The sequence below is a fragment of the Halomonas sp. TA22 genome (assembly GCF_013009075.1).
Classification (GTDB): Bacteria; Pseudomonadota; Gammaproteobacteria; order Pseudomonadales; family Halomonadaceae; genus TA22.
Window position 1 is genome coordinate 2,098,692 of record NZ_CP053108.1, and the last position, 19,021, is coordinate 2,117,712.

Here is a 19,021-nt window from a genome sequence, read left to right on the forward strand (position 1 = left end):
GTCGGTCGTCCTGTCATTTCCCGCTTGCAGACGACTCGAAACTGAGTCTAGCATGAGCACAAACAACAGACATCAGATGTCTGAACACTGAAACGGCATGACAAACAACAGAGCCCATGCCCGACATGGTGACAACAATGACAAGAACCAAAATTGTAATCCTTACCACCGGCGGAACCATTGCTAGTTGCCCGGATGATTCAGGCCGGAACCGGTCCGGTGCGCTGCAGGGCGAAGACCTGATGAGCCGGGTCTCGCTGCCGGCAGACGCGAACATCGACATTGAGGTCCGCTCCCTGCTGCAGAAGCCCAGCAACGCCATCACGCTTGACGACCTGCTGATCTTGCATCTTGAGTGCCAGACCCTGGCGCAGTCTTCCGAGGTGGCGGGGATCGTCATCACCCATGGCACCGACACCCTCGAGGAAACAGCTTTCTTTCTCGATATCACCCTGCCCACCCGCCCCAACGCTCCGACAGTTGTGGTCACCGGGTCACAGCGTGCTCCCCACGAGCCCGGTACGGATGCATTTTGCAACATAGCGGACGCAGTTCTGGTGGCCGCCAGTGATCAGGCACGCGGCTTGGGTGCCCTAGTGGTGTTCAACCAGTCGATCTTCGCCGCACGGCAGGTCCGCAAGGTCAGCAGCTTCCAAATAAATGGCTTTGCCGCACCCGAGACCGGGCCGCTCGGCTATATCGATGGGAAACGGGTGAAGGTATCGGTTCGCCCCGCTCGTACGATGGACTGGGACTTCCCCGCCGACGCCACACTGCCGAGGGTGGATATCCTACCCGCCTATCTGGATGCCTCCCCGAGCCTGCTTGAGTCCGCCGTCGAAGATGGCGCCACCGGCCTGGTGATTGATGGCTTGGGGCGCGGCCATGTACCGCCGGGATGGCTGGACGTCATACCACGCATTACCGCAAGAGGTATCACGGTGGTGATAGTCAGCAGCTGCCCTACCGGGCCGGTCCATGCGAGCTACGAATTCATGGGAAGCCTGGCGAGCCTTGAGGCGGCTGGCGTCATCGCCGTGCCCGACCTGAGCGCCCGCAAGACTCGCCTTGCCCTCGCGGCCGTTCTCGCCTCATCGCCATCCGGCGAGGTGGCCACATTACTGCGAACCCTGACGGCCTGAGCATGGCCGGCAACATGCTCCGCCTAGCAGCGTCAGGCTGAAAGAGCCCGTACCGCGTACGGGTGACGCCGGGTGAAACCGGTGTCAAACACAATGCAATGATGCACACCAATAACCTAATAAGGTGCTGACAATGAAAAGTAAATTGACCCAAGTGTCACTGGTAGCCGCAATAGCCGCCGCATCCTTCGGTATGAGCCAGGCCCAGGCCGCCGAGCATACCTTCAGCTTTGCTCACGTCTTGATCGAGAGTACCCCCAACGGTCAGGCAGCCCTTCGCTTCAAGGAGGAGGTTGAGGAGAAATCCGAGGGGCGCATCCAGATCAATGTACTGCCGGCGGCTCAGGTCGGCGGCGATGTGGAGATCATCGAGCAGATTCAAATGGGACTCGTCGACATCGGCATTCCCCCCTCGGCAACGCTTGGTAATTTCGAGCCTCGTCTGCAGATATTGGACTTGCCGTTTCTGATCTCTGATTACGACACGATGGTCGAAGTGCTGGATGGCGACGTCGGTCGAGAGATTCTCGACACCCTAAGTAACCACAACATGTACGGTGTCAATTTCTGGGGCGCCGGCTTTCGTCACATGACCAATAACGAACGCCCCATAACCGGGCCAGAGGATCTCGAGGCAATCCGCATACGTACCATGCAGGCTCCCATCATTATCTCGACCTACCAGAACTTCGGCGCCAATGCCACGGCCATGGCCTTCACAGAGGTCTACAACGGCCTCCAGCAGGGCGTGGTAGCCGGCCAGGAGAACCCACTGGCCAATATCTACACGATGCGGTTCCATGAAGTGCAGGACTATCTATCACTGACCAACCATGCCTATCACGCCTACGCCGCAGTAATTAATGAAGACTCTTGGAACTCATTACCTGAGGATCTACAGGAGATCATGCTTGAAGCCTTCGACAACGGGCGGACTACATCTCGCGAACTCACTCTTCAGGACGAAGAGACAATTCTCGAAGCTATTCAGGGCGAGATAGAGATCAACGAGATCACTCCCGAAGCGCGCGAGGCATTTATCGAGGCAAGCATGCCGGTTCACCAGGAGTACGAAAGCGTGGTGACCACCGACCTCCTTCACAAAGTGTATGACGTGGTGGGTATCGATTATTGATATCTGATTCCATTGACGCCTTCCTAACTTATTGGAATTACCATGTTCGAAGCGCTCAATAAATTGATTGATCGCTTGGAAAGCGTGGCGATGGTTGCGTTCATGTCGATCGCAACCATCATCACCACCATCCAAGTAATCTATCGCTACGGCTTCAGCGGCTCGCTCTTTTGGGCCGAGGAGGTCGTCATTTACTCTATCATCTGCATGAGTTTTGTGGGTGCCAGCATGGGGGTCCGCCACGGCGTGCATATCTCCGTCGACGTGCTGAATGCCCTCGTTCCTCCTTCTATCAATCGCTGGCTGCACATCATTTCAGCGCTGCTGGGCATCGCCTTTGCTGGATTCATGACTTACTACGGCTTCCAGCTCTATTTCAACACGCTGGGACGTGGCCAATTGACCGCTGCCCTTCGCCTGCCAATGGCCTGGTTCTACCTGCCTATTGCAGTGTCGGGGGTGCTGCTGATCATTCGCTACCTATGGGTGATCCGTGAAGCCTGGACCAAGCCACCGGTCAGCTTCTCCGAAGAGCTCGCCGCCGAAAAAGACAAGCTCGTCTAACGACTGGAGACCCTCATGATCACGGCACTTCTTCCCATCTTCTTCGCGGTGCTGCTGCTGGGGCTGCCGATTTTCGCGGCGCTGGCCTTCTCCGTGTTCCTGGCCATCGAATTCTTCGGTACCACCAACCCCGTCATCGTGCCGATGCGCATGTTCACCGGCATGAACAACTTCTCGCTGATGGCCATCCCGTTCTTTATCCTGGCCGCTGAGCTGATGCGCATCGGTGGGCTGTCGGACAAGCTGATCAATTTGGCCAAGGCGCTGGTCGGCTGGGTGCCGGGAGGCCTGGCGGCAGCTACCGTCCTCTCCTGCCTGTTCTTCGGAGCGATCTCGGGCTCCAGCCCCGCCACGGTCGTCGCCATCGGCTCGATCATGTTCCCGGCCCTGGTCGCGGCCGGCTACGACAAGCGATTTGCCATCGGCCTGATTGCCACCTCTGGCACTCTTGGGCCCATCGTCCCCCCCAGCATCGCTTTGATCATCTACGGCTCGGTGACCGGCACCTCAGTCGGCCGGCTATTCGCGGCAGGCCTGCTACCGGCCATTCTGATCGGCTCACTGCTGATCGCCTACTGCATCGTCTACTCGTCTTTCAAGGGGTACGAGCGTTCGCCGTTTCCGACACTGCGTCAGGTGGGAGCCGCCTTCAAGTCGGCCGCCTGGGGGCTGGGCCTACCATTCATCCTGCTCGGCGGCATTTACAGCGGCATCTTCACACCCACCGAGTCTGCCGCAATTGCCTGCATGTACGGGCTGTTCGTCGGCATGGTGGTCTATCGCACCATCAACTTCCGCACCCTACTCGGCACCCTGCGCAGTTCAGGTCTGATATCGGCCACCCTGCTGTTGATCACCGCTGGCGCCTCGGCCTTTTCATGGCTACTGGCGATCACCGGCACCCCGACCCAGTTGGCCAGTCAGGTACTTTCCCTCACCGACGACCCGTTCCAAGTGATGGCCCTGTTCAACGTGGTGATGATCATTGCCGGCTTTTTTCTCGACAGTGCCTCGGCCATCATTGTGCTCTCGCCTTTGCTGCAGCCTATCGCCGCCCAAGTCGGCGTGGATCCTGTGCACTTCGGCATCATCACCTTGGTCAACTTCTCTGTCGGTATGATCACCCCGCCAGTCGGACTCAACCTGTTTGTGGCCATGGCGATTTCAAAGATGTCGCTGCAGGAAGTATTCAAGGCCTGCCTGCCGCTGATTCTGATCATGCTGATCGCTCTGATCGTCATCACGTACATGCCTTGGATCAGCACCTATTTGCCATCGCTACTCTACTGAGGAGATGCTTATGCCGACGAATTCATCCCTGGCATGCGCAGTCGACGGCGAGTGTTTCTGGGCCGATGTCGAGGCCCAGTCGAAGATCGGCGCCCTGTCACCTCGCGGCATTCGCCGCTTGGCCCTGGACGATCAAGACAATCGAGCCCGGCTGTGGCTGATGGATCAAGGTCGGGTGCTCGGCTGCAGCACGCATTACGATGCCTTGGGCAATGTCTTCCTGCGGCGGGAGGGGCTGAATCCCTCGCTGCCACCGCTGCTGATCGGCAGCCATCTCGACAGCCAGCCCCATGCCGGGGCCTATGACGGCAGCCTGGGCGTGGTGGCTGGCCTGGCCGTGCTGCGCGTTCTTGCCGAACGACAGGTCACCCACGCGCGCCCGGTCGAGGTAGTGTCATGGACTAACGAGGAAGGTGCGCGTTTCGCGCCTGGGGCCTCCGGTTCCTCCTGGTTCGCTGGCCGGCGCGACACCGAAACGATCCTCGCTGCACAGGACGATGACGGGGTGACGTTCCAGGACGCGCTTGCCGACTGTCTGGCGCTGCTTGAGGCTCACGGGGCCCGCTTTCGGCCAACGCCGGTCGTTCCCCACGCCTTCCTGGAATTGCATATCGAGCAGGGCCCGGTATTGGAAGCTCAGGGGGCACCGGTCTGTGTCGTTACCGGTATCCAAGGCGTTAACTGGTATGAGGTGGAGGTCAATGGTCAGGCCAACCATGCGGGAACCACGCCGGAGGCCTCGCGTCAGGATGCATTCATGGGCGCACATGCATTGATCGGCGCCCTTAAGGAAGCCGTGGCGGCGCAGGATGACCAGGTACGCTTCACCATCGGCAAATTTGCCCTATCACCCAACTCGGTGAACACCATCGCTCAACAGGCCCGCTTTACCATCGACCTTCGACATCCCGACCCGGCGGTGCTGGACACCTTGGATACGCTGTTTCAGAAACTCGCGTCTCGAAGCTGGTCCGGCTGCACGGCCCGGCTGGAAGCGACCTCACGAGTGGCCCCGGTGGCCTTTGACGACCATTTGGTCGCTCTCCTCGACGCCAGCGTCAAGGTCTTCTGGCCACAAGCTCCGCGGCTAGTCTCTGGGGCTTTCCATGACGCCATCCACCTCGCCCACCTGTGCCCCACGGCGATGCTCTTCGCGCCCTGCCGTGCGGGTATCAGCCACCATCCCGATGAACACATCGAGCGTGATGACGCCGAGGTCGCAGTCCGCGCCCTGGCGCACGCCGTCGAGCAGCTTCTTATGACAAGGAATAATTGATATGACCCAGACCATTGAAGCGGCCGTAGCGGCACAGGGCCTAACCATCCCCGCCATCCCGCGTCCCCGCGGTGCCTTCCTGCCCTGGTCACGACTGGGCAACCAGCTGTTCCTGGCCGGCCAGATCTGCGAGCGGGGCGGAGAGGTCCTCTATCCGGGTAAAGTGGGCGCCGAGTTCGACCTCGAGACTGCCAAGCTGGCCGCCCAAGCCTGTGCCCTTAACCTGCTGGCCTCGCTCAGCGATGCTGTCGAAGGCGACATGAACCGAGTTGTACGCTGTGTACGTATGAATGGCTTCGTCAATGTGGCCCCCGGGTTCCACGACGTACCGCTGGTAATCAACGGCGCCTCCGAGCTCTTCATCGCCCTGTTCGGCGAGAACGGACGCCATGCCCGCACGGCCATTGGTGTCGCTACCTTGCCCGGCAATGCGGCCGTCGAAGTCGAATCGATATTCGAAATTCGCGACTGACCCCGGAGCCACGACATGACCGACTCACCTCTGAAGCGCCCACTGCGCGAGCTGTACGCCGAACTGCGAGGCGGCAAGCTCACGGCAACCGCCCTGGCCGAGGCCTCCCTGGAAGCTAACCGTATCCGCTGTCAGCATAACCATGCCTACCTGACCTGGAACGGTGAGGCTGCCCCGGCCTTTGCCCAGGCCACCGATGCCGTGATCTGCCAAGGCGGGGATGCAGGCGCACTGATGGGCATTCCCGTCTCGGTCAAGGACATCTATGCCGTGCCTGGCTTGCCGACCTATGCCGGCTCATCCCAGCGACTGCCCCTGCAGTGGGAACAGCCGGGACCCATGATCGAAGCCCTGCTCGCCCATCTACCCAGTGTTATGGGCAAGACCCACTCGGTAGAATTTGCCTTTGGAGGCTTGGGACAAACGCCCACTGGGGCACACCCCGTAACCCCTGGGATCGACAAGCCCATCGAACGCCCGGCGGCTCCAGTTCCGGAGCCGGAATCTCTTTGATCGGCGGTACCGCAAGCCTGGCCCTCGGCACCGACACCGCCGGCTCGGTACGCATTCCGGCCGCCATGACCGGCGTCGCCGGCCTCAAAACCACTGCCGGCCGCTGGCCGACAAACCAGATCGTGCCGCTCTCCACCACCTTAGACACCCCAGGGTTGCTAGCCCATCGTGTGGACGACCTGGCCTTTGCTTTCGATGCCCTAGACGGCACGCTGACACGTCACTCCGCTCGTGTCCCTTCGCCACCGGTGCTGGCCGATCTCACCTTCGGGGTCCCTGGCGCCTTCTTCTGGGACGACTGCAGCCCCGGCGTCGCCGAAGCCGTCGAGGCAGCCATCCACCAGCTCGAGGCCGCCGGGGCTCGTCTGGTCACACTGGAATTGCCCCATACTGATGAGGCCTACGCGTTGTTCCAGCAGGGGGGCTGGCCGCGGCCGAGCTGGCAGCATTCCTCAAGACCGAAATGCCCGAGATGCTTGAGGCCCTGGATCCCAATGTCGCCGCCCGGGTCAGCGCGGCCGATGATATGCCAGCCTGGGAGTATGTGCATCGCCGCACGGTCATCGACAAGCTCTACATGGCTGCCGCGACGCGCCTGGCAGATGTAGATGCCATGCTCACGCCCACCGTGGCCCTAACCCCGCCCACCCTGGAGAGCCTGCTCCCTGAGGGGGCCTATGTCAGAGCCAATATGCACGCGCTACGCAACACCGTGATGGCCAACTTCATGGGGCTCTGCGGGCTTACGATGCCTGTGGGTAAGGACAACACCGGCATGCCGGTCGGGCTTCAGGTTCTGGCCGGCCCTTGGCAGGAGGCCCGGCTGCTGGCTATCGGCCAAGCCATCGAGGTGCAGCTGGGTACCGGCATTTCCCTGCTCGGCGACCCCCCGGCGCCCTGATCGACCGCTCGGCTGCGGCATCACTGGTCCACCTTGAGCCAGCAGGACAGCTTGGAGCTAACCCGAATGACCGATTGGAATCGCATGACCATAGCTTGCTTTCAGCTTGGGCTCGCTGAGGGAGAATTCTCACCGCTTGACTGGTGGATGGCTTGCCGGGAACGCATCGATGCCTTGGAGCCGGACATCCAGGCCTGGGAATGCCTGGCCCCCGAGCCCGTCATCACGAGGTATGATGGAGGTGATCCATACCCTACTTTGTGTGGGGTCCCAGTAGGTATCAAGGATATCATCGACACGGCACGCCTACCCACCACTTGGGGAACCCGAGGATATCACCGGGTCAACGGATCCGACATGGACGCCGCCGTTATCACTCAACTCAGTCAGCTCGGCGCCCTACTCATGGGAAAGACGGTGTCGACCGAGTACGCCTATTTCCAGCCTAGCAAGACCCGTAATCCCCGTGACCCGTCACGCACCCCGGGTGGCTCCTCGAGTGGTTCGGCTGCGGCCGTCGCCGCCGGCATGGTACCGGTGGCCCTTGGCACCCAGACAGTGGGGAGCATCATCCGTCCCGCCAGCTACTGCGGCGTGGTGGGATTCAAGCCTACCCACGGTACGCTAAGCGTCACCGGTATTAAGGCACTAGCCCCGTCACTGGACACCCTGGGTTGGTTCACTCGGCACATGGATGACACTCGCACACTGTTCACTACCCTAGCCGGCAGTGATCCGATCACCATCTTGGAGCGGCTCGATGGTGTGCGCGTCGGCCTATGCCGGCTACCAAGCACTCCCTTACTATCATCGGACGCTACTGCCGCCTTGGAAAGTGCCGCCTCCAAGATGACCTCGCTGGGTGCCCACATCAGCTCCGTCGATCTAGGCGCTTCATTCGATAACCTCGTGACGCACCAGCAAAACATTCTGGCTTATGAAGCCGTGCGTGCCCTGGCCAGCGAGCGTACCCACTTCGAAGCATCAATGAGTCCGGCCCTGAAAGGTCTGCTCGATGAGGGACAAGACCTCTCACTGGAACGCTACTGGCAGTCACGGCAGGCTGCCGATCGCGCCAGGCTTGCGCTGTCACAGCTTGCCGAGCGCTTCGACGTGATACTTGCACCCAGCGCCCCGGGCGTTGCACTCAAGGGTCATGAAAGTACCGGCGACCCGATCTACTCACGCGCCTGGACGTTGCTAGGAGTCCCCTGCGTGAACCTGCCGCTTTACTGGACGCCCCAAGGCCTGCCGGTCGGCATACAACTGATTGCCGATCGGTATCAGGATCAACGGCTTTTGAGTATCGCCAGCGCGCTGATGCCTTGATTCATTTCAATAACAAGGAGATGACGAAATGGCCCACCCTATGCCCATCAAGTCCGTTCACGGCCAGCATTGCCACCATGGCTGGAGCAACGCCAACTCACCCGCAGAAATCGTGGCTCCCGGCGCTACCCTCACCTTCGAGTGCCAGGACGCCGCTGGTGGCTACTTTACCCGCGCGTCAAGTGCCGCTGACGTCGATGCCATGCCTTTCGAGCGCCTGAACCCCGTCACCGGTCCAATCTTCATTGATGGCGCCCAGCCAGGAGACGTACTTAAGATCACGATCAATGAATTTCGCCCTTCGGGTTTCGGCTGGACAGCGATAATTCCCGGATTCGGGCTTCTAGCTGACCAGTTCACCTCACCAGGCCTGTTCCTCTGGGATTATGACACCACTTCCCGGACACCCGCCGCCTACGGCGGCCAGGCGCGCATTCCCCGCAAACTTTCGCTGGCACAATAGGCTTGGCCCCCGCGGCACCGGGCATACACTCCATCGTACCGCCGAGGCGAGTCGGTGGAAATCTCGACATTCGTGACCTAAGTGCCGGCAGTACATTTATCTGCCAGTAGAAGTTGCCGGAGCGCTGTTCTCAATCGGGGATACCCATGCTACCCAAGGGGATGGCGAGGTCTGCGGCACAGCCATAGAATGCGCTATGCAGGTCAGCGTCACCCTCGACCTGATCAAGGATACCCCCTGGCCATGCCGCGCTTCAGCACCTCAAGGCCGGTGACGCGCCACTTGGATGGTGCTGGCTATGAGGTATTCACGGGCATAGGACCCGACCTGATGACTGGCGCTCGCCAAGCGGCGGAAGGCGCCATCGACTGGCTGGGCATGACGCACAACCTGCCGGCCGATCAGGCCTACATGCTCTGCTCTGTCTGCGGCGACCTGAGGATCAGCGAAATCGTAGATGCACCCAACTGGGTAGTGGCGTTCTATCTACCAAGAATTATTTTCGAATAGTCTAATTAGACAAGTTATGTATATCACTCCTGTGAGCTGAGCCCACCCTGGGCTTGTTACACCTCACAGGAGTTCCAATATGCCTCCACCCTGCTCGCGCTGTGTCTCGCAGCGCTAAAAGGTCGTGCAGCCGGAGAAGGTGCTGGAGTTCTACCGGGACCTGACCGATTACGCCAGCTATGAGCTGGAGACGGCTGGCGTGCTCAAGGGCGGCGGTCGCAAGTTCTGGGCACTGGCCCGCAGCGGCTGGAGGAGTGCTTTGAAGGGGCAGGATCAGGTCAATGCCTATCTGTTGCTGGCCACGTCCTGCGATGGGTCGCTTGCCACCGTGGCTACGCCAACCTCGGTACGGGTGGTCTGCAACAACACCCTGACCATTGCCGTGGACGGCATAAGTCAGGGCGTGAAGGTCTCGCACAGCACCGAGTTCGATCCCAAGCGGGCCCGCAGCAACGACTACCGCATGGGGGCTCCGCCTGGTTCAGCCAAGGGGCCCAGCCTCAAGAACAAGGCGCTAGAGTCGACCTTGGCGCTGGTGGCCTGATCGACTGCGGATGTTGAGAGACCGATCACAACCATCACGAGAAGTGGGTCAAGCAGACTCTGGCCTGCAATGTTGCAGCGGTGATGCTGTCCACATCCCCTCAGCAATCCTGAGCAGAGCAATGACGACCAGAATATTACATAGCACTTGTAAGACGATTGGGTTAATTGAGGTAAGAGTGTTCCTTCATATCGCCACCGCTTTCGAATTGCACTCGCCCTCCCTTGTTACCATACAGCTTTTCGGTGGAGTGGTGGTAATAGTTGAAAGAGCCCAGCTGTTTCCGGCCAGGCTCTTCTAGTAAATATATTGGGCTACAATTCGCCAGGTAATTCAAAATTGAACAACAGGTCGTCCTGAGCGTCCATCCCTGCCAACTAAAGTAACCGACACTCGCGAAAATGGCGCTATTTTGCTGAATAACGCTCTGCAGTTGCCAACATCTCCGGCAACCCAATCGCCTCATTGAGTTCATCGAAAGCCGCCATGCGGTCGCGAAAGGGTTCGGTGGTGCCGTGAGCCTTGAGGCTCTCGAAGTAAGCCGTCACCTGGCGAATCACTGCGCGAGCCAGCCCACCGGGGAAAATCACCAATTTGAAGCCTAAATCGGCGAGCTGTTCGGCGCTGCCCGCCGGGGTGCGACCACCCTCGACCATATTGGCCAACAGCGGTACACGATGTTTAAAATGCTCGGTAATCATTAACTGCTGTTGCCGGCTCTGGGGCGCCTCGATGAATAGCACATCCGCCCCCGCTTCCAAATAATGCTCGCCACGCTCTATGGCCGCTTCGATCCCTTCCACAGCTATACCATCGGTCCGCGCGATGATCTGTGTCGCCTTGCTATGGCGTGCATCACAGGCCGCCTGGATTTTACCTACCATTTCATCGGCACTAATCAAGGTCTTGCCACTAAGGTGACCGCAACGCTTGGGAAATGTCTGATCCTCAAGCTGGATCCCAGAAGCACCGCTGCGCTCGAATATACGTACAGTACGCTGCACGTTAAGTGCATTGCCATAGCCAGTATCGGCGTCAACAATCAAGGCAATATCGACGCGGTCGCGAATCGCCGCGATGCTGTCGGCAACCTCGGTCATGGTCACTAGACCCAAGTCAGGACGGCCCAGTTGGGTGTAGGCCAGACTGGCCCCAGATAGATATAGGCACTCGAAGCCAGCCTGCGCCGCTAGGTTGGCCGTAAAGGGGTCATAGACACCTGGAGCGACCACTGCACCTTGAGTTTGTTGGATCAAGTCGATTAGCGGAATCATGGCATTACCCTCAAAGATAGAGATTACGCGTCCCAGACGCGTTTGTTGTTAGAGGTCTTGCGCCCGAGCGACATCTGATGCTCATAGGTGTCGGGACAATAAAACCCTTCAATGTATTCCACGGGCCGGCCGTCTTCATCAAATACCGTGCGGCGGATGCATAGCAGTGCATCACCCGGTTCCATATTGAGTAAGTTGGCTTGGTTGGGTGTTGCTAACTTGGCAGTAATTGCTTGCTCAGCGTGAGTCACCTTGGCCCCGGCACGCTCAAGCAATAACAATAGTGGCTGGGTAGCCATGTCATCCCCAGTGAAGGCGCGGCCTATCGTTTCTGGCACATAGGTGGTCAGCAGCGAGAACGGCGCACCGCGGTGGCTACGAACACGGATAGCTTTCTGCACCAGCGCTCCCGGCGCCACTTCAAGCGCAAGTGCAACCTCAGCAGAGGCAGCGACATAGCCGAAATCGTGCACCTTGACCTCAGTTTTAAGGCCCATGGCTATCAGGTTCTCTATGACACCTGAAATACTTGCCTGCACAGGCGAATGCTCGTTAGAGGCTATGGGGAAGGTGCCCCTGCCACGATAGCGCACCACCAAACCTTCTCGATCCAAGCGTTCCATCGCCTTGCGAATAGTAATTCGCGAGACCTGAAACTGCTCAGTCAGCAGAATTTCGTTAGGGAGGGGTTGTTCGGGGGTATAGCGCCCTTCAAGAATTTCCTGGCGCAAGACCAAATAGACACGATGATGCTTCGGCCATGGGTCACTTGAGTCCCCGTTGGGCTGACGTTTTAAGAGGTCTGTCACTGCGCCTCCTACCTTACTCGGTAGCTTGTTAGGCGAACGGTGAGCTCGCGATTACTGGACTTTATGTCCTATTGACATAACAAAGATACCATGTATCAATGAATGTTGCCAAGGATCAAATTCGTCATTAAGTGCCAGCTGCTTCGTCGAGTTTGATTTCTATAACAACGACAGTCGGAGACGCCATATGAAATACCAACAACAAGTCAGTTTCCTTGCCTCCTCGATCAAGCCCGGCTTGCCCAGGCTTGTCACCGGCATATCGTGCCTGGTGCTTAGCATCGGCCTGGTCGGAGCCGCTCAGGCAGACTGGCCAGAGGACCCCATTGAAATCGTCGTGCCCTTCGATGCCGGCGGAAGCGCAGACCGCATGGCGCGCGGCCTCGCTGAGCACATGTCGCCTCGACTTGGCGTGCCGATAAGCATCATTAACCGCCCTGGTGGTGCCGGGGCACTTGGTGCTACCTATTTTCAACAGCAGGCCGCTAATGGCCAGACACTGCTTGTGATACAGGCTTCCCCCTACCTGGCTAGTGCTATTGAGATCGGGGGCGCACCGGTGAAATGGGATGACTTCGAACTGCTCAGTGCCCAGTGGAACGACTACGGAATCGTTGCGGTACATAACGAAAGCCCTTATCAAGACCTCGAATCACTGGTCGAGGCGATGCGCGATCCTGGTGAGGTCAGTTCCGGCATTATTGTTGGAAATGGCGGTCATCTGCAGACATTAGTAATGATGGATGCCCTCGACATTGAGCACGATAACGTGCGCTTCGTTACTTACAGCGGTGGCGCCCCGCTACGAGCGGCGCTGGCAGGTAATCAAGTCGACTTTGAGATCCTCGCTGCCGAGGCAGCGCTGAGCATCAGCGATGAAATACGGGCCCTAGCGGTGGTCAATGACCAACCCAGCGACAACTGGGACGCTCCACTATTCAACGACGTAATGACGAGCCTAGGCGTTGATCCTTTGCCGCTGATCGGCGGCAACGTCACCGGGCTAATCGCCCACGCCTCGCTGCAGGAAGAGTATCCGGAGCGCTACCAGCGGCTAATACAAGCCTATCAGGACACCCTCGAAAGTGACGAATTCCAAGTCTGGTCCACCAAAGCAGGTATCGGGGCCGACTGGGTCTCACCGGAAGAGAGCCAGGCACTGGTCGACGAGGCCTACCGCGCCATCCAGCAGTATGCCCCACTCTTGCAGTAAACGCGGCGAACGGATCCCACCCTTAGACCATCGTTCATCGAATTGACATCGCGGGAGGCACGGCATGGAAACCTCAACACGGCGGCACAGCTTTCCCTTGGGAAACGTGCTGTTCTCACTGAGCCTGGCGGTCGTGTTCGGCTACTACGCTCATGGCGTCCATGCCGCAGCCCGAGGTGTCACCGACTGGCTCCTGATACTGCCAGCAGCAGGAATCGGTATCACTGCACTATTGGTGATTACCGGTGCCAAAGTAATCGACTGGTACCGCCAGGTGGGCGCAGCCAGCTCTAGCGCCTCCGACGACTCGACAAGACCCGCATTGCTGTTCATGGGGTTGCTGGCCCTCTATGTGTCCGCGATATCGATTATAGGATTCGATCTGGGCAGCTTTTTGTTCTTATGCCTAGCCCTTTACCTGCAGGGTGAGAGACGCTGGTGGGTAATTCTCGGTTTTGGACTAGTGGTCTCCGTTCCCATTGTGGTGCTGTTTATCGAGCTGCTGGGCATCCGCCTGCCCACTCTGCTGCTCTAATTTCTACCGTCACTCTAGCTAGGAGGCACCATACGTCATGATCAATGTCGAGGCCTTCCACGCCGCTCTGAGTCTGCTGGGCAATACTCCAGCCGCCTGGTTGGTAGTTCCCCCAGGACTGGTCATTGGGCTTTTCTTTGGCTCGATTCCGGGACTCTCCATCTCCATTGCCATGGCGGTATTCCTGCCTGCGACTATGTACATGGACTTTCTGCCGGCCATTCTATTTCTTACCGCCATTTTTACCGGTGGAGGCTTCGGTGGAGCGATCCCTGCCATCATGATGAATATCCCAGGCACGTCCTCCTCCGTAGCTACTGCGTTTGACGGCTACCCCATGGCGCGACGCGGCGAGCACGCCCAGGCGCTGGGGATCGGCCTGGTAGCCTCGGTGCTAGGTACGTTGATTGGTTATCTACTGCTGCTGTTCACCGTGCAGTCAATCTCCCAATGGGTCCTACGCCTGGGCCCCACCGAGATGTTGGTTGTGGCCATATGGGGTGTCACTTTGATCGCGGTGCTCAATGATGCCAGCATCTCTAAAGGCATCGCCGCCGGTATATTAGGTATTCTTATCAGCACTATCGGCTACAGCGACGCGGGGCAGATGCGCGGCACCTTCGGCAGTATGTATTTGCTAGATGGTATACCGGTGATCCCCGCACTGATCGGTTTCTTCGCCGCCTCGGAGCTTTTTAATTTAGTTGGCAAGCGCTATATCGTTGATAATAGCGCTCTGCGCGTGGTCCACTTCCGCAATATTCTTATGGGGATGAGGGAAGCACTCAGCAAGCCTTTTCAGCTATTACGAGGCGGCAGCATGGGGGCTGTTATTGGCGCCATTCCAGGTGTTGGCGCCAGCATTGCCAACCTCGCAGCCTACGCCACCGCCAAGCAGCGATCGAAGGACCCGGACTCATTTGGTAAAGGCAATCCATCAGGCCTCATCGCTGCCGAGTCGGCCAATAGTAGCTCCGAAGGCGGCTCAATGATCACTTTGCTCGCGCTCGGGCTGCCTGGCGGTGCCGGAACCGCAGTGCTGCTCGGTGCCTTTGCCATGCATAACGTTACTGGCGGGCCACGATTCATTAGAGAAAATCCCGATATCGTTTATGCCCTGATCATTGGCAACATGGCCCAGGCGGTACTGCTTCTGCTAGTGGGGCTCGGCTTCATCTTCCTCGCTGGCTATATCGTCAAATTATCTCTCAAGTTAATGATTCCTATTGTGATGGTTCTCTCAGTGGTCGGCTCATACGCTATTACCGGCAACATGGTTGGGCCCATTACAGTAGTGGCTACTGGCATTATTGGTTGGCTAATGCGCCGCTATGGCTATCCGGTTGCAGCTACCGTAGTTGGCCTGCTGGTTGGTGGCATGGCCGAGGGCGAACTGGTACGCAGCATGCAGATCAGCGGTGGAAATCTCGGGTTTATCGCCGACCGTCCCATTACCTTGGTGCTGCTTGCCCTACTACTGCTCTCGGTACTACCACGCGTGATTGGTAGCGTGATCAAGCGTCGCCACGCAATTTCTTGACACTGAAAATCACTGGGAAGCCCTCATGACTCAGCCTTCTCTCACCCTATTTGAGAAAATATGGCATCAGCACGTAGTCGCCAGCGAAGGGGAATTCGACCTGCTTTGGGTCGACCGCCATTTCGTTCATGAGGGCTCATTTCATGCCTTCGATAAGCTCGACAGCAGTGGTCGGCCACTGGCTTACCCCGAGCTAACTTTCGGCATTGCCGACCACTACGTGCCGTCAGATCTAACACGCCTCGAGGATGATCCTGAAGTGGCCGGCATGATTCGCCTGCTGGAAGATAATACAACCAAACATCAGCTTACCTATATGGGACTCGGTCATGGCGACCGCGGCATTGTCCACGTCGCAGCACCTGAACTGGGCCTAACCCTACCTGGGCTAATCATCGTCTGTGGTGACTCCCATACCACCACGCATGGCGCCTTCGGCGCGCTGGCCATGGGCATAGGCGCGACTGAAGTCGCCCATGTGCTCGCTACACAAACATTGTGGCAACGCCGCCCCAGAACCATGCGTATTCATGTCAAGGGTGAGCTCGCGCAAGGCGTCACTGCCAAGGACCTCGCGCTGCATATCATTCACCAGATCGGTACAGGCGGCGCCACCGGCCACGCCGTTGAGTACACAGGCTCGGCAGTCAGTGCACTTTCCATGGATGCTCGCATGACACTATGCAATATGACCATCGAGGCTGGCGCTCGAGTAGGTATGGTCGCACCGGATGAAACCACCTTTACCTGGCTACGCCATGCGCCCCAGGCACCGCAAGGCAGCATCTTCGAACAGGCCGAGTGCCAATGGCGTGAACTCTACAGCGACCCCGATGCCACTTATGATAAGGACATACTAATAGAGGCCGGTGAAGTGGCTCCGCGCGTCACATGGGGCACCAGCCCAGAGCAGTCCATAGCAGTGGATGAGCCTTTCTCTCCAGCCGACAGCGAGGCCAACCGTACGTCGTTAGCGTACATGGGGCTGAGAAGGGGTGAACCAGTTCTTGGTCTGCCTATCGACCAGGTATTTATCGGCTCGTGCACCAACTCACGGCTGAGCGATCTGCGCGCCGCCGCCGCTGTGATGGTCAACGGCATGGTCAAGGTACCAACACTGATCGTCGCCGGCTCCAACCGCGTCAAGGTTCAAGCCGAGGCTGAAGGACTCGCAGATATCTTCCGCAAGGCGGGCGCTAGCTGGGGTGAAAGCGGTTGTTCAATGTGCGTGGCCATGAACGGTGATAGCGTCGGTCCAGGTCAACGCTGCGCCTCCACCAGCAACCGCAATTTTCCCGGTAGGCAAGGCCCCGGCGCACGCACCCATTTGATGAGTCCAGCCATGGCCGCCGCCGCCGCGCTCAACGGCAAGATCGTCGATGTCCGTCAATCCCCTACAGGAGCCAGCGCATGAAGCCCGTCACTCAGGTGGAAAGCCCAGCCCTGCTCCTACTTGACAATAATATCGACACCGACCAGATCATTCCTGCTCGCTTCCTGCGCAAGCCACGGAGCAGCGGTTATCATCACTATCTTCTATATGATGCCCGCTACGATATGCACGGCCAACCGCTGCCAGAATCACCGATTCCTGAGCCTACAACAGAGGGAGAGCCTGGCTCTGCGAAAATCGTTCTTGCCGGTCATAACATCGGTTGTGGCTCATCACGGGAAGGCGCCGTCTACGCCTTCGTCGACTACGGCATTCAGGTCATCATCTCGACTAAAATCGCCGACATTTTCCGTAACAATGCCATCCGTAACGGCTTGCTGCCGATCATGCTCGACCAGGCACCTTTCGATGAGCTCGTCGCCCACTGCCAGACCAACCCGCAAGCTTCCTTAGTAGTGGATCTGGACATCTGCACAATACGCTGGGGAAATGATCGAGGCCTGTCCTTCGAGATCGATGCAGGAAGTCGCGAACGCCTACTTAAAGGGATTGATGATATTCAGGCCACTCTGTCCCGAGAACAGCAAATCAGATACTTCGCCACGCGTTTACTGAAAGAGAGGCCTTGGACGATCCCTGCTAAGCCAATGCAATAACGAAGCCGATACGGCAGGTTTAAAAGAGGCTCCAACATCTTTTATCGGTCTCACGGTGGCTGCCGAGGACTGCGCATGCTAAATGAGCTGTGTGATTTGCACAGAATTTTTTCGTCTGCTGCCTGCTCTATCTAAAAGCAAGCACGCCCTCACATGGCAAAATACAATATTATCGCCGCTATCAACGGCCGCTGCGCGATTACCTAATCGGCGGACTTGAATTCATGATCCCGGCCTTGGTGAGGATGGCCCCTCTACAATGGCCTGCTGTGCAGCTGTCTGAGCGGTCGCTTAATGGAAAGGGGTTGGGCATGGCCGATGGCCCACTAATCTCACGTGCGAATCTTAGAAAAACAGCCTCGCGCTTGGGACCTGGCAGAGGTCACTCCGGTCTCGTTGGGACGGCTAACCGAACGTCAGAAGGCCAAGAGCGTTATCATTGTGCAGGACGCCTTCACAAGTTACTTCAACTCGGAAAAAAGTATAAGGATTTTCATGGCAGCAGTAATCCAATGGCGTCAGCTGGTGCCCTTTCTAACTCTGATGATCCTAGTGGCGCTCAACCTTCGACCCGCCCTGTCCTCCGTGGCCCCCATGCTTGTCCGTATTCAACAGGACATCGGCCTATCAGCCATGGCCACAGGCGCGCTCACAACACTGCCGGTTTTATGTTTGGGGCTATTTGCCCCCTTGCCCCGTGGCTGACCAAGCGGCTCGGTGCCGAGCGCACTCTTGGTTTGTCACTCCTAATACTGGGGAGTGCTTTAGTACTACGCGCCCCATTATGCTCTACATTGGCACGTTATTGGTCGGCGCTTCAATTGGTATCGCCGGTACACTGCTGCCCGCCCTGGTCAAGCGATAACTCCCGCAAGGGGCCGATATAGTCACCGGCGTCTATACGATGGCCTTATGCTTGGGTGGTTCGCTAGGTGCTGGTCTTAGCGTTCCCTTGGCAGCTCTCGGCGCGCCCTGGCTGGCACGATTAGGACAAGATCAACGCCCCACTATCCTTTTGCTTCTCAGCTGTACCGCCGTTGGTATTCTGGTATTGCTACAGGGGCCGCTTTCGTGGCGCTGGCCTGGCGTAATCCTGCTTGGGCTTGGCCAAGGTGGTTGTTTCAGCATGGCACTTCCACTGATTGTGCTGCGTAGTGCCAACTCGCAACTGGCAGGTCAACTCTCCAGCATGGCTCAAGGTATCGGATACAGCCTCGCTGCAACAGGGCCACTCTTGGTAGGTATCCTGCTTGAGTACACGAGCGGCTTAACAGTCCTGACCAGTGTACTGCTTGCTTTCGTTGCCGTCGCGATGGCCTGCGCCTTGCTGGCGGGTCGTCGATGTCAGTTAGATATTGATGGGCAGGGCCAACTGATCACAACAGAGTTCTGAGGCTCCCCGTCCTAAGCACTTGCGCGTAAGGTCAGAGGTACTCCGGCAGCACGGGCCATGGACATCTAG

Annotated in this window: 20 protein-coding genes and 1 pseudogene; 19 read left to right on the top strand and 2 right to left on the bottom strand. The window is 58.3% G+C overall.

Annotated elements, in window-relative coordinates; genetic code table 11:
* Window positions 1-137: 137 nt before the first annotated feature.
* The 13 genes and pseudogenes from HJD22_RS09780 (at window position 138) to HJD22_RS09825 (ending at window position 10,139) form a co-directional block, all read left to right on the top strand.
* Window positions 138-1,142 carry an asparaginase gene (locus HJD22_RS09780; protein ID WP_208656863.1) on the top strand — a complete coding sequence of 335 codons (1,005 nt, stop codon included), beginning with the start codon at window positions 138-140 and terminating at the stop codon, window positions 1,140-1,142.
* 133 nt (window positions 1,143-1,275) lie between these two features.
* Entirely contained in the window at window positions 1,276-2,277 is a 1,002-nt protein-coding gene (locus HJD22_RS09785; RefSeq protein WP_208655417.1) for a TRAP transporter substrate-binding protein, read from the top strand.
* A 42-nt stretch (window positions 2,278-2,319) separates the two neighbouring features.
* Entirely contained in the window at window positions 2,320-2,841 is a 522-nt protein-coding gene (locus HJD22_RS09790) for a TRAP transporter small permease (RefSeq protein WP_208655416.1), read from the top strand.
* A gap of 15 nt (window positions 2,842-2,856) precedes the next feature.
* A complete protein-coding gene (locus tag HJD22_RS09795; RefSeq protein WP_208655415.1) occupies window positions 2,857-4,131 on the top strand; it encodes a TRAP transporter large permease in 1,275 nt (424 codons plus the stop codon).
* Between the two features lie 10 nt (window positions 4,132-4,141).
* The gene (locus HJD22_RS09800; protein ID WP_208655414.1) at window positions 4,142-5,407 is read left to right on the top strand and encodes a M20 family metallo-hydrolase; all 1,266 of its coding nucleotides are present in this window, start codon (window positions 4,142-4,144) and stop codon (window positions 5,405-5,407) included.
* Window position 5,408: 1 nt separating this feature from the next.
* Window positions 5,409-5,879, top strand: a complete 471-nt coding sequence (locus tag HJD22_RS09805; protein WP_208655413.1) for a RidA family protein — start codon at window positions 5,409-5,411, stop codon at window positions 5,877-5,879.
* Window positions 5,880-5,894: 15 nt separating this feature from the next.
* Window positions 5,895-6,751: pseudogene (locus tag HJD22_RS17810) on the top strand (amidase); the annotation flags it as partial.
* Between the two features lie 104 nt (window positions 6,752-6,855).
* Complete coding sequence (locus tag HJD22_RS17815; RefSeq protein WP_248730197.1) at window positions 6,856-7,293, top strand: amidase family protein; 438 nt, start codon at window positions 6,856-6,858, stop codon at window positions 7,291-7,293.
* Between the two features lie 147 nt (window positions 7,294-7,440).
* The gene (locus tag HJD22_RS09815; RefSeq protein ID WP_248730224.1) at window positions 7,441-8,622 is read left to right on the top strand and encodes an amidase; all 1,182 of its coding nucleotides are present in this window, start codon (window positions 7,441-7,443) and stop codon (window positions 8,620-8,622) included.
* Between the two features lie 28 nt (window positions 8,623-8,650).
* The gene (locus HJD22_RS17820; protein WP_248730198.1) at window positions 8,651-9,085 is read left to right on the top strand and encodes an acetamidase/formamidase family protein; all 435 of its coding nucleotides are present in this window, start codon (window positions 8,651-8,653) and stop codon (window positions 9,083-9,085) included.
* A 133-nt stretch (window positions 9,086-9,218) separates the two neighbouring features.
* A complete protein-coding gene (locus HJD22_RS17825) occupies window positions 9,219-9,359 on the top strand; it encodes an acetamidase/formamidase family protein (protein ID WP_254280834.1) in 141 nt (46 codons plus the stop codon).
* Entirely contained in the window at window positions 9,329-9,595 is a 267-nt protein-coding gene (locus tag HJD22_RS17830) for an acetamidase/formamidase family protein (protein WP_254280819.1), read from the top strand. Before HJD22_RS17825 ends, HJD22_RS17830 begins: the two co-directional genes overlap by 31 nt.
* 124 nt (window positions 9,596-9,719) lie before the next feature.
* Window positions 9,720-10,139 (top strand): DUF932 domain-containing protein, encoded by a 420-nt coding sequence (locus HJD22_RS09825; RefSeq protein WP_248730199.1) that lies wholly within the window; start codon window positions 9,720-9,722, stop codon window positions 10,137-10,139.
* Window positions 10,140-10,546: 407 nt separating this feature from the next.
* Here the strand turns inward: HJD22_RS09825 and HJD22_RS09830 are convergent, their stop codons facing one another.
* Complete coding sequence (locus HJD22_RS09830; protein ID WP_208655411.1) at window positions 10,547-11,413, bottom strand: oxaloacetate decarboxylase; 867 nt, start codon at window positions 11,411-11,413, stop codon at window positions 10,547-10,549.
* Window positions 11,414-11,436: 23 nt separating this feature from the next.
* Window positions 11,437-12,222, bottom strand: coding sequence for a GntR family transcriptional regulator (locus tag HJD22_RS09835; protein ID WP_208655410.1), 786 nt, complete (start codon window positions 12,220-12,222; stop codon window positions 11,437-11,439).
* Window positions 12,223-12,409: 187 nt separating this feature from the next.
* Here HJD22_RS09835 and HJD22_RS09840 point away from each other — a divergent pair, with 187 nt between their 5' ends.
* The 6 genes from HJD22_RS09840 to HJD22_RS18100 all read left to right on the top strand — a co-directional run bounded on the left by HJD22_RS09840 (window position 12,410) and on the right by HJD22_RS18100 (window position 18,952).
* Window positions 12,410-13,435 (top strand): tripartite tricarboxylate transporter substrate binding protein, encoded by a 1,026-nt coding sequence (locus HJD22_RS09840; RefSeq protein ID WP_208655409.1) that lies wholly within the window; start codon window positions 12,410-12,412, stop codon window positions 13,433-13,435.
* A 64-nt stretch (window positions 13,436-13,499) separates the two neighbouring features.
* Complete coding sequence (locus HJD22_RS09845; RefSeq protein WP_208655408.1) at window positions 13,500-13,970, top strand: tripartite tricarboxylate transporter TctB family protein; 471 nt, start codon at window positions 13,500-13,502, stop codon at window positions 13,968-13,970.
* A gap of 37 nt (window positions 13,971-14,007) precedes the next feature.
* Window positions 14,008-15,510: a tripartite tricarboxylate transporter permease gene (locus tag HJD22_RS09850; protein ID WP_208655407.1), complete on the top strand. Its 1,503-nt coding sequence runs from the start codon at window positions 14,008-14,010 to the stop codon at window positions 15,508-15,510.
* Between the two features lie 25 nt (window positions 15,511-15,535).
* The gene (gene leuC, locus HJD22_RS09855; RefSeq protein WP_208655406.1) at window positions 15,536-16,924 is read left to right on the top strand and encodes a 3-isopropylmalate dehydratase large subunit; all 1,389 of its coding nucleotides are present in this window, start codon (window positions 15,536-15,538) and stop codon (window positions 16,922-16,924) included.
* Entirely contained in the window at window positions 16,921-17,559 is a 639-nt protein-coding gene (leuD, locus tag HJD22_RS09860) for a 3-isopropylmalate dehydratase small subunit (protein ID WP_208655405.1), read from the top strand. Before leuC ends, leuD begins: the two co-directional genes overlap by 4 nt.
* A gap of 1,126 nt (window positions 17,560-18,685) precedes the next feature.
* On the top strand, window positions 18,686-18,952 hold the full coding sequence (locus HJD22_RS18100) for a hypothetical protein (protein WP_340163041.1): 267 nt from the start codon (window positions 18,686-18,688) through the stop codon (window positions 18,950-18,952).
* The last annotated feature ends 69 nt before the right edge of the window (window positions 18,953-19,021 follow it).